This is a genomic window from Streptomyces sp. NPDC059989, assembly GCF_042736975.1.
GTDB lineage: Bacteria > Actinomycetota > Actinomycetes > Streptomycetales > Streptomycetaceae > Streptomyces.
The window spans coordinates 127,941-142,436 of sequence record NZ_JBHWUO010000002.1 but is presented as its reverse complement, the minus strand read 5'-3'; the positions used below and the strand labels follow the sequence as shown (position 1 = coordinate 142,436).

Genomic DNA, 14,496 nt, shown 5'->3' with positions numbered 1-14,496 from the left:
CCTGCTCAGGGCCCGGGATACGGTGACGGCATGCGATTCGGAGTGCTGGGGCAGCTGAGCGTCTGGACGACCGGGGGGACAGCGGTACGGGTTCCCGAGCTGAAGGTGCGGACCCTGCTGGCCTCGCTCCTCGCCGACGCGGGGCGGCCGGTCTCCACCCACCGGCTGATCGACGACCTGTGGGGCGAGGAGCCGCCCGGGAACCCCCTGCGCGCCCTCCAGGCCAAGGTCTCCCAGCTGCGCCGGGTCCTGGACGAGGCCGAGCCCGGCGGTCGCGACCTGGTGGCCTCCCGGGCACCCGGATATGCCCTGGCCGCACCCCAAGGGTCCCTGGACAGCGCGGACTTCGCCGCGCTGGCGGCCAAGGCCCGTGCGAGCTCCGACCCGGGGGAGCGGGCGGCGCTCTTCGCCGACGCGCTCGCCGTGTGGCGGGGTCCCGCCTTCGCCGACTTCACCGATGAGCCCTTCACCCGGGCCGCGGCCAACCGGCTGGAGGAGGAGCGGCTCGTCGTACGGGAGGAGCACGCCGAGGCCCGCCTCGCACGCGGCGAACACGCCCTGCTCGTCGGGGAACTGGCCGAGCTCGTCGCACGCCACCCGCTGCGCGAGCGGCTGCGCGCCGTCCAGTTGAGCGCCCTGTACCGGGCGGGCCGGCAGAGCGAGGCGCTGGCGGGCTACGAGGACCTGCGCGCGCGCCTCGCGGACGACCTGGGCCTGGACCCCAGCCCCGCCCTCGTCGCCCTCCAGCGGGCGATCCTGACCCAGGACCCGAGGCTGGAGGCCCCGCCCGTCGCCGAACCGGACCCCGTACCCATACCCGCGGCCGCACCCGTGGCCGTACCTGCGGCGAGCCCGGCCCGTACGAACCTGCCCGCCGCCCTGTCCGCGCTCGTCGGCCGCGACCGGGCGGTGGCCGCCGTACGCGAACTGGCCGCCACCCGGCGCCTGGTCACCCTCACCGGCCCCGGCGGCGTCGGCAAGACCCGCCTGGCCGTCGAGGCCGCCGCAGGCCTGACCGGGACGTTCCCGGACGGGGTCTGGCTCGTCGAACTCGCCGGTTCCCAGGGCGAGGTGGCCGAGGCGGCCGCCGCCGCGCTCGGTATCCGCGACGACGCCGTATGGGGCGCGGCGCCGGCCGCCGAGCGCCCCGGTTTCGCCGAACGACTGGCCGGCGCCCTGCGCGAGCGCGAACTGCTCCTCGTCCTGGACAACTGCGAGCACGTCGTCGACGAGGCCGCGTCCCTCGTGGAGCTCCTGCTCCGCACGGCCCCGGCCCTGCGCATCCTGACGACCAGCCAGGAACCCCTGTCCCTGGCCGGCGAGACCCTGTGGAACGTCCCCGCCCTCGAACTCCGGGCGGCAGTCGAGCTGTTCACCGCCCGTGCCACGGCCACCGCCCCCGGCTTCGCCCTCACCGCCGAGAACCGGGAGGCCGTCGAGGCCGTCTGCCACCGCCTCGACGGAATCCCCCTGGCCCTCGAACTCGCCGCGACCCGGATCCGCGCCCTGGGCGTCGACCGGCTCCTGGAGCGCCTGGACGACCGCTTCCGCCTCCTCAGCTCCGGGCAGCGCGGGGCCCCCGCCCGCCAGCAGACCCTGCGCGCCGTGATCGACTGGAGCTGGCACCTGCTCACCGCCCCCGAACAGACCGTCCTGCGCCGCCTCTCCGTACACGCCGAGGGCTGCACCCTCGAAGCGGCCGAGGAGGTCTGCGCGGGCGACGGCGTGGAGGCCGCCGACGTCCTGGACCTCCTGGTCCGCCTCGTCGACCGCTCCCTGGTGGTGCCGGCCCCGGCCGGCCCGCGCTACCGGCTGCTGGAGTCGGTGGCCGCGTACTGCGCCGAACGCCTCGACGAGGCGGGGGAGTCCCGCTCCGCCCGGGCCCGGCACCTGGCCCACTACCTGGACCTCGCCGAGGAGGCCGCACCGCACCTGCGCGCCGCGGACCAGCGGACCTGGCTGGAACGGCTCGACACCGAGGCCGCCAACCTCCGTACCGCCCTCGCCGCCGCGGACTGCGAAGCGGCGCTGCGCCTGGTCTGCGCCCTCGCCTGGTACTGGGTGCTGCGCGGCCGGCTCGGCGAGGGGGAGCGCTCGCTCCGGGCGGCGCTCGCCACCCCCGGCGAGGCCCCGGCGGAACTGCGCGCCCGCGCCGCCGTCTGGCACACCGGCTTCGCGATCATGGCGGGGGAGGGCGTCGGCCGCACGGCCCGCATCCGCGAGGCGCTGCGGGCGTACGAGGCCTGCGGGGACCGCGGCGGCCTGGCCTGGGCCCGCTGGTTCCTGGCCCACGCCCTGAGCGGGACCGGCGACCTCACGGGCGGCCGGGACCTCACCGGGCAGGCCCTCGAAGGCTTCCTCGCCCTCGGCGACCGGTGGGGAACGGCCGCCGCCCTCGCCGACCGCTCCGTACAGCTCCTGATCGCCGGGGATCTGGAAGGGGCCGCCCGCGACGGCGCCCGCAGCTCCGGACTCTTCCGCGAACTGGGCGACGGGAGCGCACGACTGTGGACCGTCTACCCGCTGGCCTCCCTCGCCGAGATCCACGGCGACTACACCGAGGCCGCCCGCCTCCAGAGCGAGGGCCTGGAGACCGCCGAGAGCCTGGGCCTGACCACCCAGGCCGCGGACCTCCTCTCCGGGCTGGGCCGCAGCGCCCTGCTGACCGGCGATCTCGATGCCGCCCGCGATCTGCACGAGCGCTCCCGGCGGCTGGCGGCGGAGCAGGGCTTCGCGGCCGGGGAGATCAACGCCGAACTGGGTCTGGGGCTCGGGGCCCGCCGCGCGGGAGACCCGGCCGCGGCCGAACGGCACATGCGCAGGGTCCTGGACTGGCACCGGAGCGTCGGCCTCGACGGGGCCAACGCCCTGGTCCTGGCCGAACTGGGCTACCTCGCACAGCTCGGCGGCGACGCCCCGGCCGCCACGGCCCTGCAGGAGCAGGGCCTGGCCATGGCCCGCACCACCGGCGACCCGCGCGCACTGGCCCTCGCCCTGGAGGGCCTGGCCGGAGCCCTCGCCCTCGCCGGCCGGCCCGCCCCGGCGGCGGCCCTCCTCGGGGCGGCGGACACGGCCCGCCGCTCGGCGGGCGCCCCGCTGCCCCCGGCGGAACGCGGCGACGTGGACCGTACGACGGCCGTCGCCCGCACGGCCCTGGGCGCCGAGCGCTTCGCCGCGGAATTCGCCCGCGGCGCCGGGGAGCCCGCCGGTACGGCTTACGAAAGACTCACGGCCGCGGGCTGACCGGCGAGTTCGCGCACCGTCGCCATGTCGCTGAAGGGGATCAGCTCCTCGCCGACGATCTGGTGCGGCTCGCTGCCCTTCCCGGCGATCAGGACGATGTCGTCGGGGCCCGCGGCGGACAGCGCGAAGGCGATCGCGTCGCGCCGGTCGGCCAGCCGCTCGTACGGGGTGCCGGTCACCGCGAGGCCCGGGGCGATCCCGTTCAGGATGGCCTCGGGATCTTCGGAGCGCGGATTGTCGGAGGTGAGGACGCACAGGTCGGAGTGTGTTCCGGCGATCCTCCCCATCTCGGCCCGCTTGGTGGTGTCGCGGTCCCCGCCGCAGCCGAAGACGGTGATCACCCGGCCCCGGGCGAAGCCGCGGATGGTGGTCAGGACCTTGTCCAGGGAGTCCGGCGAGTGGGCGTAGTCCACGATCACCGAGGTACCGAGCGGAGTCTGGAAGCGTTCGAAACGGCCCGGCACGGGCGGCATCCGGTCGAGCGCGGCAACCAGGCCCTCCAAGTCGTGCCCCAGCACGTGGCAGGCGGCCAGCGTGGCGAGCGCGTTGGCCACGGAGAACCGGCCGGGGACGGGGATCGAAGCAGGGTAGGACCGCCCGCCGTGGCGGAGGGTGAACCGCGTGCCCGAGGCGGTCACGTCGAGGTCGGTCGCCCGGTAGTCGGCGGGGGCGTCCACGGCGTACGTGGTCACCGCACCGGGCATCATCGACCGGATCCCGGCGCCCACCGGGTCGTCGGCATTGACCACCGCGTGCCGGCACAGCCCCTGGAACAGGCGGAGCTTGGCATCGCGGTAGTTCTCCATCGTGCCGTGATCGTCCAGATGGTCCTGCGTCAGGTTCGTGAACACCCCGACGTCGATGAACGTACGGTCCACCCGGTGGGTCAGCAGGGCCATCGACGTGGCCTCCAGCACCACGCTGCCCGTGCCGCGGTCGCGCATGACGCCCAGCAGGTACTGCAGGTCCGGGGACTCCGGAGTGGTCAGCACGGAGCGCGGCATCGGGATCAGCTCGTCGCCGATCCGGCTGCCCGCCGTCCCGATCACCCCGACCTTGGCGCCCTCGGAGATCCGCAGGGCGGACTCGACCATGTACGACACCGACGTCTTCCCGTTCGTGCCGGTGATCGCGATCATGTCCATCTGCCGCCCGGGCTCGCCGAAGTAGCGGGAGGTCACGACCGCGGCCGCCGTCCGGGTGTCGGGAACCCGCACGGCGCAGGCACCCGGCGGCCACACCGACGGAGGCAGCGCGGGCTCCCTGCCGTCGACGAGTACGGCGGCGGCGCCGCGCGCGAGCACGGGCGAGACGGCTCCGGGGCCGCCCTCCCGGTGCCCGGGCACGGCGATGAACAGCGAGCCGGGGGTCACCCGGTCCGCATCGAAGGTCGTTCCCGCGGTGATCAGTGTCGTCTCCGGGTCACCCTGGAGTACGTGGTGCTCCTGCCCGGCCAGCAACGCGCTCAGCTTCACAATGTTCCCTTCGAGGGGGCTCGGCCCGGGCGTGCGGCCGTAGCCAGGCGGCAGCGCCGGCGGGATGCCGGAAGGCTGCGGTGGTGATGTGGAGCGGGGGCGCGGACCGTCGCAGGAGGTGGATCGGCCCGGCGGGAGTGGCGCGACGGGAGCGGCGCGCGGAGTGGCTCGCTAGCCGTGACCGTGCAACGCGGTACGGCGGGTCTCGGGCGCCTCGACGTCGGCGGCGGTGGCCGGATCGACGGCGGCCGGGCGCAGTCCGGAGGCGGCCTGCTGCAGGCACTTCCCCGTGGAACTCGTGCGACCCATGGGCCGAGTGTACGGCCGATCCGGTGCCCCGGATCCCGCTTAGGGTGGGGGCGTGGTGAGGGACGAGGCTGCGGCCGTGAGCGGTGACCGGGTGCTGTACGGGTGCATGGGGCTGGGCGGGAGCTGGGAGCCCGGTCCGTACGGGCCCGCCGACATCGATGCCGCCGAGGCTGCGGTCGTCGCCGCCCTCGACAGCGGGATCACCGCCTTCGACCACGCCGACATCTACCGGCACGGCAAGGCCGAGGCCGTGTTCGGCGAGGTGCTCGCGCGGACCCCCGGGCTGCGCGAGCGCATCACGCTCCAGACCAAGTGCGGGATCCGCCTGGCGGGCGCCCACGGTCCGGGGATGTACGACCTGCGCGGGGAGAGCATCACGCGGCGGGTCGAGGAGAGCCTGACCCGGCTGCGCACCGACGTGATCGATGTCCTGCTGCTGCACCGGCCCGACCCGCTCGCGGACGCGGACTCGATCGCGTCGGCCCTGATGTCCCTCCACCGGCAGGGCCTCGTACGGCACTTCGGCGTGTCCAACATGGGCGCCGCGCAGATGGCCCACCTCCAGTCCCGCCTCGACGTACCGCTGGTGGCGAACCAGTTGGAGATGAGCCTGCACAGCCGCGACTGGGTGGAGGCCGGGGTCCTGCTCAACACCCCCGCCTCGACGGCCAACGGCTTCCCCTTCGGGACGTTGGAGCACTGCCGGGACCACGGCATCCGGCTCCAGGCATGGGGAGCGCTGGCGCGCGGCCGTTTCACCGGCGGCGAGCAGACCCCCGCCGAACGGGCCACAGCCGCACTGCTGGCCGATCTCGCCCGCCGCAAGGGCACGACGCCGGAATCCGTCCTGCTGTGGTGGCTGCGCCGGCATCCGGCCGGCATCGCGCCGGTCGTGGGCACGGCCCGCCCCGACCGCATCCGCGCCTGCCGCGACGCCGCTACGCGCGACCCCGACCTCACGCACGAGGAGTGGTACGAACTCTGGGTGACGGCCAGGGGTGTTCCGCTTCCCTGACCGGCAACCCCCTTCCCGCTCCGCCGGTAGCCCCTTCCGCGCGCGGGCGCAACCCGAGCGCGCCAAGATGGGTAGGGAGAGCCTGTACCGCGCAGGGCCGTCGCAGGGTCGTGGAGATCGCCATGAGCACACACAAAGTGGGGCCCGACACCACCGTTCTCGCCGATTGCCTGGAAGTGCCGGGCATCGGCTTCATCCCGGTGAACGCCTTCGTACTGCACGCGGACCAGCCCGTCGTCGTCGACACCGGCCTCGGGTTGCCCGACCGGGACTTCCTGAACACGCTCGGTTCCGTGGTCGACCCCGCCGACGTGCGGTGGATCTGGCTGACCCACCCCGACCGTGACCACACGGGCGGCCTCTTCGAGCTGCTCGAAGCCGCCCCCGGTGCCCGACTGGTCACCACCTTCATGGGCGCGGGGATCATGTCCTGCGAGCGGCCGCTGCCGATGGACCGCCTGTACTTCCTCAACCCCGGTCAGAGCCTGGACGTCGGCGACCGTACGCTGCACGCCTTCCGGCCTCCGCTCTTCGACAACCCGGCCACCGTCGGCTTCTACGACGACCGCTCGCACACCTGCTTCAGCTCCGACTGCTTCGGCGGCCCGCTGCCCAGCGCCGAGACCGCCACGGGCACCGACGTCGCCGCCGTGCCGGCCGGGGACCTGCGGGCCGCCCAGCGGCTCTGGGCGAGCGTGGACAGCCCCTGGGTCCAGATGGTGGATCCGGACCGGTTCCTCGCCACCGTGGAGCCGCTGCGCTCCATGGACCCGGAGACCATCCTCTGCACCCACCTGCCGCCGGCGACCGGTCTGACCGGCCAGTTCCTCGACACCATCGCCGCCCTCCCGGGCATCGACGCGTTCGTCGGACCGGACCAGGCCGCCTTGGAGCGGATGCTCGCCGACTTCGAGCCTGGAGGACCCGCGTAGCCTTGGAATTGAAGGAGACGGGTCGGTTACGCCCCACTGAACATCTGGTACGGTGCCCGCGCTTGGTGTTCATCCATCAATCCGTCTCCCCCTCGGGCGCCCCACGCCCCAGGGCGTTGCGAGGTGTCTCGTACGTGTACAGCACTCCGTTCTCCCCCACCGAGGCCAGGTCCGCGCGAGCCCGCATGGGCTTGACCGCGGCCCAGGTGGCCCACTCCATGGCGGCCTGCGGCACCCCCGTCCACCCCGACCTGGTCACGGCGTGGGAGGCGGGCTCCCACCTTCCGTCCGACCGGCAGCTCTTCGCCCTGGCCAACGTCCTGTGGTGCGACGCCACGACCCTGATGGGGGTCGAGCCGCGGACGCTCGCCGAGCACCGCCTCGCCCGCCAGCTCACGGTGGAGCGGCTGGCGTACCGCATAGGCATGGACCCCGGCGAATACCGGGCGGCCGAGCAGGCGCAGCGCTGGCACGGGGACTCCCGCCAGACCAGGGCGCTGGTGGAGGCCCTGGGCCTGTCCCTGCGCAAGCTCATCGGGATCATGGGCCGGGTCGACGAACTGGCGGAGCTCCTGCGGGCGGCCGTCGACGGGCGCTGGAAGGCGTACGTCGAGCCCGTGGCGGAGATCGTCGTGGTGGACGCGACGAGCGTGGGCGACGCCCTCCAGAGGATGCACGCGGAGTTCGCGGAGTTCGCCGAGCGGTACATGGGACACCTCGTCGCCCTCAACGCCGACGCCCGGCTCAAGGAGGTCGCGGCCGAGCGCGCCGCGTACCTGCGCCGACTCGTCGACCACTTCTGGGAGTTGATCGGCGAGGCGGGCGAGGCGTCGCCGTTCCCCGCCGGCGGCCGCTGAGCCGCCGAGGCGCCGAGGCGCCGACGCGGACACCCGCGCGCGGGCCGGGAAGGGGATCGGCGCCCCTTCCCGGCCCGCGCTCACGGTTGCGTCCGGCTCCAACGACCCGTCGCCGTAGCCCGTTTCAGCGGGCGACGGCTCCCGCGTGCGGACCGGCCGCGCCGCCCTCGTCCATCTCCTCCCAGTCGATCTCCATCGTGGAGCGGCTGGTGAAGACGTTGAAGAGGAGGTTCAGCGTGATCGCCGTGAGGGCGCCCAGCGTGATCCCGCTGTTGAGCACGGCCCGCATGTCGTCGGGCATCCGGTCGAAGAACGGCCCGACCGTACTCGGCAGCAGCGCGGCGCCCAGACTGACCGCCAGGATCAGGGTGTTGCGCTCGTCGCGCAGATCGGCCTTGCCCAGGATCTGGATGCCGACGGCGGCCACGATGCCGAACATGGAGATCGCCGCCCCGCCCAGCACCGGGTGGGGGATCGAGGCGACCAGGCTGCCCGCCTTCGGCAGCAGCCCCAGTACGACCATGAACACGCCTGCCGCGACGACCACGTAACGGCTCATCACCTTGGACATGCGCACGAGCCCGATGTTCTCGGCGAACGCCACGTACGGGAACGAGTTGAGGACTCCGCCGAGGACCGTCGCCACGCCGTCGGCGCGCAGCGCGCGGGCCACGGTGTCGGCGTCGACCCGCTTGTCGGTGATCTCGCCGATCGCGTACACGTCCCCGGTGGTCTCCACCATGGTGATGAGGATGACGACGAGCATGGCGACGATCGGCAGCAGCTCGAAGCGCGGCATGCCGTAGTGGAAGGGGGTGGTGACCCCGAACCAGTCGGTCTCCTTGACCGCCCCGAAGTCGGCGTCGCCGAAGAGCCACGCGGCCGCCGTGCCCACGACGAGCCCGAGCAGGACGGCGAGGCTGCTGAGGAAGGGCTTGCCGATCCTGGCCATGGCCAGGATGAAGAGCAGGGTGCCGCCCGCGTACGCGAGGTTCTTCGGGTCCCCGTACGCGGGCGTGCCGATGAGGTGGGCGCCGCCCGCCGCGTCCTGGAGGGCCACGGGGATGAGGGTGATGCCGATGATGGTGAGGATGGTGCCGATGACCACCGGCGGGAAGTACTTCACGAGCTTGCTGAAGAGCGGTGCGAACACGAAGGTGGCTATGCCCGCCGTGATCACCGCCCCGTAGACGACGAGCAGGCCGGCGGTGCCGCCGCCCGCGCCCAGCCCGATGGCGATCATGGGGGAGACCGCGGTGAAGGTGACGCCCTGGACCAGCGGGAGCCGGGCGCCGATCTTCCAGACGCCGAGCGCCTGGATGATCGAGGCCACGCCGCAGGTCAGGAGGTCCGCGTTGATGAGGTGGACGAGCTCCTGGCGGGAGAGGCCCAGCGCGTTGCCGAGCAGGACGGGCACGATGACCGCCGCCGCGTAGAACGCGAGCACGTGCTGGAAGCCGTAGAGGGCGAGCCTGGGGAGCGGGAGCAACTCGTCGACGGGGTGGGTCTGCTGTCGGGAGGGCGTCCGCGAGGACTGCCGGGGGGACTGTCGGGAGATTCTTGCCATCTCTGCCTTGCCTTCGCGAGGTAGGTGAATGAGAGGACCGCCGCCCTCAAGCGCCTGGGTGACAGGGCGAGGGCAGGCCGGCTCGTACGGAACCGACGTCGGGCGGTGTTGCCGACAGTACGTCGCTCTGCACTGAACAATGCGTCCCGGAGTGGCAGGACATCCTTCGATCGGCACATCGGATCCGTGATTGACCATGGGATCCGAAGGGGACTCGACCGGAAGGCGCTCACCATAGCCAAAGGCTGTGTTTCCTCGCGAGTAACCCCCTCAGCCGTGGCGCTCCAGCCGCAGGTCGGCGAGGACGGGCCGGTGGTCCGAGGCGAGCGTGTCGGCGACCGCCGCCCCGTGCACCCGTACCCCCGCCGACACGGCCACGTAGTCGATCCGCTTCACCGGATTCCGGGCGGGATAGGTGGATCCGCCCGGTTCCGCGTCCGTCAGCTCGCGCCACAGCGGGGCCAGTTCGCGTGCCGGGGGCGGCGCGTTGAAGTCCCCGAGGAGGACGTACGGCCCCCCGCCGCCCCGCGCCATGATCCGCCGCATGTCGGCGACCTGCGCCACCCGCACCGCGGGATCCGCGCGATGGTCGAGGTGGGTGACGTACACGCGCAGCGGTACGCCCCGGACCCGCACGACCACCTCCCCGAAACCGGGCGCGGGCGCGGGCCCGCGGCCGGGGTCCTGGGTGGAGAGCCGGGTGATCCGGTGGTTCCGCGCCGCCGCCACGGGATGCCGGGACAGCACGGCCACCCCGAACGCGCGGCCGTCGATCCGGTAGATCGGCGCGAACGAGACGTGCATGCCCAGCCGCCCGCCGAGCTCGCCCGCCACGTCCAGCCACCGGCTCCGGGCGCCCCAGTGGACGTCCACCTCCTGGAGCCCGATGACGTCGGCGCGCAGCGCGCGCAGGACCGCCGCCTGCCGGCCCGGATCGAAGGCCCCGTCGGCGCCCGTGCCCGCGTGGATGTTGTACGAGACCACGCGCACCGGGACCGGGGGAGCGGCCGGCGGCAACGGCAGCCCGGCGGCCAGCAGCGCCAGGGCGCCGCGACGGGTCGGCATCATCAGGCGAACGTAGCGGCCCCGGCCGTGGCCACCACTGCTCCTGCCCCGCGGGCGGCGTGGCGGCCGCGCCCGATCGGCGGGCGCCTGCGCGTCGCCGTCCGGCGGCGGGCCCGCGCCGGCGACCGTCCGTGCCCATGAGCACTTCCCGCCGGGCGTTCCTGTCCGCGGCCCTGACCGGCGTGACCGCTACGGCGCTGACGGCGCGCGTCCTTTCGGAGGGGCTCGGCCCGTCCCGCACGCACCTACCGGCAAATCCGGCGAAACGCGCCTATTCCTGGACCGGTGAAGCTCTCCGTCGCCTTCGGCGCCCTCGGTGCCCTGCTCCTCTGCGCGGCCGTCGCGACCTCCGGGCCCGCCGTGGACCCGGTGGACCCCGTGCACTCTGCCGCGCCCGTCCGGCGGGCCGAGCCGCCGTCCCCGTACGAGCAGATCATCCCGGCTCCCGCCTCGACCGCACCCGGCGGCCCCGGCTACCCGCTCGGTCCGGGCACGGTCATCCGTACGACGGCCGGCTCCGCCGAGGTCCGCGCCATCGGCGAACAGCTGGCGGCCGCCTGGCGCCCCGGCGCCCGCCTGCCGCTGCCGGTCCGGGCGACCGACGCGGGAGCGGGCACCGACGGCATCCGGCTGCGGCTCGACCCGTACGCCGGAAGCTTCGGCGAGGAGGGCTACCGGCTCCAGTCCGACGAGGACGGCGTCCTCGTCACCGCCCACCGGCCGGCCGGCCTCTTCCGCGGCACCCAGACCCTCCGTCAGCTCCTGTCCCCGGGCGGCGCGCCGTGGACGGTGGCGGGCGGCACGGTCACCGACACGCCCCGCTTCGCCCACCGGGTCGCGACGGTCGAGGTCGTCTCCCGCTCCGTCACGGTCGCCCGCGTGAAGCGGCACGTGGACCGGCTGGCCCTGTACAAGATCAACGTGCTGCGCCTGCACCTCGCCGACGGACTCTGGACCGAGGACGAGTACGGAGACCTGGCCCGCCATGCCCGCGCGCGCCACATGGCGGTCCGCCGCGACCGGGCGCGGCCGGCGCCCCTGCGGGCGCGGACCCTCGCCACCGCGGGCGCGTGGGACTCCATGGCCTTCCCCCGGGTCCTGGACATCGCCGAACTCGGCTGGTCACCCGCCGCCGCCCTGGACCGGGACGCCCACCGGCGGCGGCTCGCGGCGCACGGCGCGCGGCTCAGGACTCCGTGTCCTCCAGCCCTTCCAGGCTGTCCATGAACGAGCTGACGGAGAACACCGCACGCCCGGGGCCCGCCGGACCGTAGCCGGGCGGGGACTTCAGGCCGAACTCCTCCAGCGTCGCCCGGTAGGTCTCCAACAGCCGGATGTGGTATTCGAGGGGCGCGCCCAGCGGGTTGGCCTTGCCCAGTGGAGTCGTCGGCTCCGGGCACCAGGTGGTGAAGCGCGGCACGACGCCGTTCGACATGAAGAACCGCAGGCCCTCGGCGGTGGAGGCGATCGCCTCGTCGACCTTCGTGAAGCCGAAGGGCTCGGCCATCTCGATGCCCGCCACGAAGTTGGGGATGACGTTGCGCGGACCGAACACCTCGGCGGAGTCCAGGATCCTGCGGTGCCACTCGTCGCGGCCGACGTAGCGTTCCTTGCCCGGGCAGTGCAGCTGGAACAGCCGGCGGTCCCACACCTCGAAGTTGGGGTGGTAGATCCGGATCCCGTAGTCGTGGAAGCGCTGCACGGCGTCGCGGGGCAGCGCCTGGGCGACGACCTTGCCGGTCCAGCGGCCGGGGAACCGCTCCTCGATGGCCTTCGCGTAGTGGCCGTAGAAGTCGGCCTCGTCGCGGCCGCCGACCTGTGAGGTGATCGAGCCGCCCGTGAGGGTGTAGGCCCGGGAGGTGCCCGCGGTGTCGTACCGGTCGATGATCTCCAGGGCCTCCAGCACCTCCTCGACCGGCTTCACCCCGGTGTAGGGCCGGCCGGCCGCCTTGTGCTGGCGCCAGTTGTGGTTGATGTCGCAGAACTGGCACTCCTCCTTGGCACCGAAGTACTGGCACACCCGGAAGACCGTCAGGTAGATGAGGTAGCCCCACTGGATGGTCGGCGCGACCTCCATCACCGACTTGCCGTTGGAGAGCTTGTGCCGGTAGTACTCCGGCATCGGCGGCAGTCCGACGTCCGCGATCCGGGCGCCGTCCAGGTACAGGCCGAGCGCGCCGTCCTCGCCGCCCCGCACGACGTACGGCGAGTCCGGGTTGACCCGTACGGACACCACCGTGCGGCGAAGTCCGTACGGGCCACCGGTGAGCACGATCTCCTCGGGGGGCCGGTTGAGCGCGGCCGCGCCGAGCTCGGGGAGGGTGCGGTGGTCGAAGGAGAAGATGAAGTACGACTTCGGCTTGACGTCGCCCGAAGCCCCGTCGGCGGTGCCGCTGAGCGCGGACTCGTCGAAGGCCATGCCCCCGCGGAGGAGGTCCTCCTTGATGACGGCTTCCCGCGGCACCTGCGGGAAGCGCTCCATCAGGCCCTCGACCAGCGCGGTACGGCTCAGGTTGTCCACGTGTTGCTCCATTCCCGACTCCGCGATCACATCGGCTACATGGCGATGATCTCACCCTCGCCGGAGCCGCCGGAGCCGCCGGAGCCGCCGGGGGCCGGGCATCCGGCCGCCCGTCAGGCCGCCGCCGCGGCGGGCTCCGCCTCGCGGGCGGCCCTGCGGCGCAGCGCGTCCTCGTCGGTGTCCGCGTCGTAGGAGATCAGCTTCGGCAGCAGCGCGGCCAGTACGGCCACCGAGGCCACACAGGCCAGACCGCCGCTCCAGAAGGCCGGCCGGGTCCCCGTCCAGCCGGCCATCGTGCCCGCACGGACCTGCCCGAGCTGCGGGCCGACGCTGTACGAGAGCACCTCGATGCCGGCGAGACGGCCCCGCAGCTCCTCCGGGATCGTCTGGTTCCAGATCGTGGCGCGGCCCAGCCCGCTGAGCATGTCCCCGGCGCCCGCGAACGCGAGGCACAGCAGCACCGGCCAGATGCTGGAGAACCAGCCCGCGGCCGCGACCGCCAGCCCCCACACCGCCGCACCGCAGACCACCAGCAGCCCGTGCCGGCGTACCCGCGAGGTCCAGCCGCTGGTCATCCCCAGCAGCAGCGAGCCGACCGCGCCCGCCGCGTACATCAGGCCCAGCGCCCACACGGCGTCGAGTTCGTCCGCGAGGAAGGGGAGGATCGCGTTGGGGAAGGCGAAGAACATGGCCGCCAGGTCGATGGCGTAGGTGCCGAGCAGCACCGGACGGCTCCACGCGTAGCGCGCGCCCTCCGCTATCCCGCGCAGCGACGGGCGCTGCGCGTCGCCCGCGGGCGGAGCCGCAGCGAGCCGCAGGCACAGCAGTACGGAGACGAGGAATCCGGCGACGGTCACGGAGTAGGCGGCCGCGTAGCCGGCGTACGCGACGACCAGGCCGGCCAGCGCAGGGCCGGCGATCGCGCCGAACTGGTAGCGCAGCCCGTTGAGCGCGGCGGCGGCGGTCAGCTGGTCGTGCGGCACGATCCGCGCCATCAGCGAGTCCAGGGCCGGGCGCTGGAGCCCGGTCAGCGCCGAGACGCCGGCGGCCACCACGTACAGCGGCCACAGCAGCGGGCTCGGCAGCAGCGCGTTGACGAGGAGCACCAGGGCGAGCACCCCGAGCCCGGCCTCGGTCAGCAGGATCAGCCGGCGCCGGTCCACGGCGTCGGCGAGGGCGCCCCCGTACAGCCCGCAGACCACGAGCGGCACCAGCTCCACCGCCCCCATCGCCCCGACCGCCAGCGGAGAGTCCGTCAGGTGCTTGATCTGGAGCGGCAGCGCGATCATCGCCATGAACGAGCCGAAGAAGGTGACCGTTCCCTGGTAGAAGAGCAGCCGGAAGTCGCGGCTGGACCGCCAGGGGGCGAGGTCGGGCAGGACGGCGGACAGACGGGAGGTGCTCACGACGGGCCATCGTCCGTGGTCCACCCCGCCGTCGGCAACGGAATTTCGTGCCCGGACCTTGCCCGGACCTTGCCCGGACCTTGCCCGGACCTTGCCCGGCCCCGCC

At 73.7% G+C, this 14,496-nt stretch carries 11 protein-coding genes; 5 read left to right on the top strand and 6 right to left on the bottom strand.

Features of this window, described 5'->3' with window-relative positions:
- The first annotated feature begins 30 nt into the window (after nucleotides 1-30).
- Entirely contained in the window at nucleotides 31-3,243 is a 3,213-nt protein-coding gene (locus tag ACFWBN_RS02460; protein WP_385169286.1) for a BTAD domain-containing putative transcriptional regulator, read from the top strand.
- Here ACFWBN_RS02460 and ACFWBN_RS02455 read toward each other — a convergent pair.
- Both ACFWBN_RS02455 and ACFWBN_RS02450 read right to left on the bottom strand, forming a co-directional pair.
- Entirely contained in the window at nucleotides 3,216-4,718 is a 1,503-nt protein-coding gene (locus tag ACFWBN_RS02455) for a UDP-N-acetylmuramoyl-L-alanyl-D-glutamate--2,6-diaminopimelate ligase (protein ID WP_385169284.1), read from the bottom strand. The genes ACFWBN_RS02460 and ACFWBN_RS02455 overlap by 28 nt on opposite strands.
- A 171-nt stretch (nucleotides 4,719-4,889) precedes the next feature.
- Nucleotides 4,890-5,027: a hypothetical protein gene (locus ACFWBN_RS02450; RefSeq protein WP_385169282.1), complete on the bottom strand. Its 138-nt coding sequence runs from the start codon at nucleotides 5,025-5,027 to the stop codon at nucleotides 4,890-4,892.
- Nucleotides 5,028-5,079: 52 nt separating this feature from the next.
- Between ACFWBN_RS02450 and ACFWBN_RS02445 the strand changes: the two genes are divergently transcribed.
- The 3 genes from ACFWBN_RS02445 (at nucleotide 5,080) to ACFWBN_RS02435 (ending at nucleotide 7,831) form a co-directional block, all read left to right on the top strand.
- A complete protein-coding gene (locus ACFWBN_RS02445) occupies nucleotides 5,080-6,042 on the top strand; it encodes an aldo/keto reductase family oxidoreductase (protein ID WP_385169279.1) in 963 nt (320 codons plus the stop codon).
- 122 nt (nucleotides 6,043-6,164) lie between these two features.
- Entirely contained in the window at nucleotides 6,165-6,974 is an 810-nt protein-coding gene (locus ACFWBN_RS02440) for an MBL fold metallo-hydrolase (RefSeq protein WP_385169276.1), read from the top strand.
- 134 nt (nucleotides 6,975-7,108) lie between these two features.
- Nucleotides 7,109-7,831 carry a transcriptional regulator gene (locus tag ACFWBN_RS02435; protein WP_385169274.1) on the top strand — a complete coding sequence of 241 codons (723 nt, stop codon included), beginning with the start codon at nucleotides 7,109-7,111 and terminating at the stop codon, nucleotides 7,829-7,831.
- A 124-nt stretch (nucleotides 7,832-7,955) separates the two neighbouring features.
- On the opposite strand, the gene ACFWBN_RS02430 is transcribed toward ACFWBN_RS02435, so the two are convergent.
- Together ACFWBN_RS02430 and ACFWBN_RS02425 are read right to left on the bottom strand one after the other, a co-directional pair.
- Nucleotides 7,956-9,398 carry a nucleobase:cation symporter-2 family protein gene (locus tag ACFWBN_RS02430; protein WP_385169271.1) on the bottom strand — a complete coding sequence of 481 codons (1,443 nt, stop codon included), beginning with the start codon at nucleotides 9,396-9,398 and terminating at the stop codon, nucleotides 7,956-7,958.
- Nucleotides 9,399-9,668: 270 nt separating this feature from the next.
- Nucleotides 9,669-10,466, bottom strand: a complete 798-nt coding sequence (locus tag ACFWBN_RS02425; RefSeq protein ID WP_385169268.1) for an endonuclease/exonuclease/phosphatase family protein — start codon at nucleotides 10,464-10,466, stop codon at nucleotides 9,669-9,671.
- A gap of 282 nt (nucleotides 10,467-10,748) precedes the next feature.
- On the opposite strand from ACFWBN_RS02425, the gene ACFWBN_RS02420 reads away from it, so the two are divergent.
- Nucleotides 10,749-11,690, top strand: a complete 942-nt coding sequence (locus tag ACFWBN_RS02420) for a glycoside hydrolase family 20 zincin-like fold domain-containing protein (RefSeq protein WP_385169265.1) — start codon at nucleotides 10,749-10,751, stop codon at nucleotides 11,688-11,690.
- On the opposite strand, the gene ACFWBN_RS02415 is transcribed toward ACFWBN_RS02420, so the two are convergent.
- Together ACFWBN_RS02415 and ACFWBN_RS02410 are read right to left on the bottom strand one after the other, a co-directional pair.
- Nucleotides 11,650-12,945 (bottom strand): radical SAM protein, encoded by a 1,296-nt coding sequence (locus tag ACFWBN_RS02415; protein ID WP_385169710.1) that lies wholly within the window; start codon nucleotides 12,943-12,945, stop codon nucleotides 11,650-11,652. The two genes, ACFWBN_RS02420 and ACFWBN_RS02415, sit on opposite strands and share 41 nt — an antisense overlap.
- Before the next feature lie 152 nt (nucleotides 12,946-13,097).
- On the bottom strand, nucleotides 13,098-14,390 hold the full coding sequence (locus ACFWBN_RS02410) for an MFS transporter (protein WP_385169263.1): 1,293 nt from the start codon (nucleotides 14,388-14,390) through the stop codon (nucleotides 13,098-13,100).
- Nucleotides 14,391-14,496: the final 106 nt, after the last annotated feature.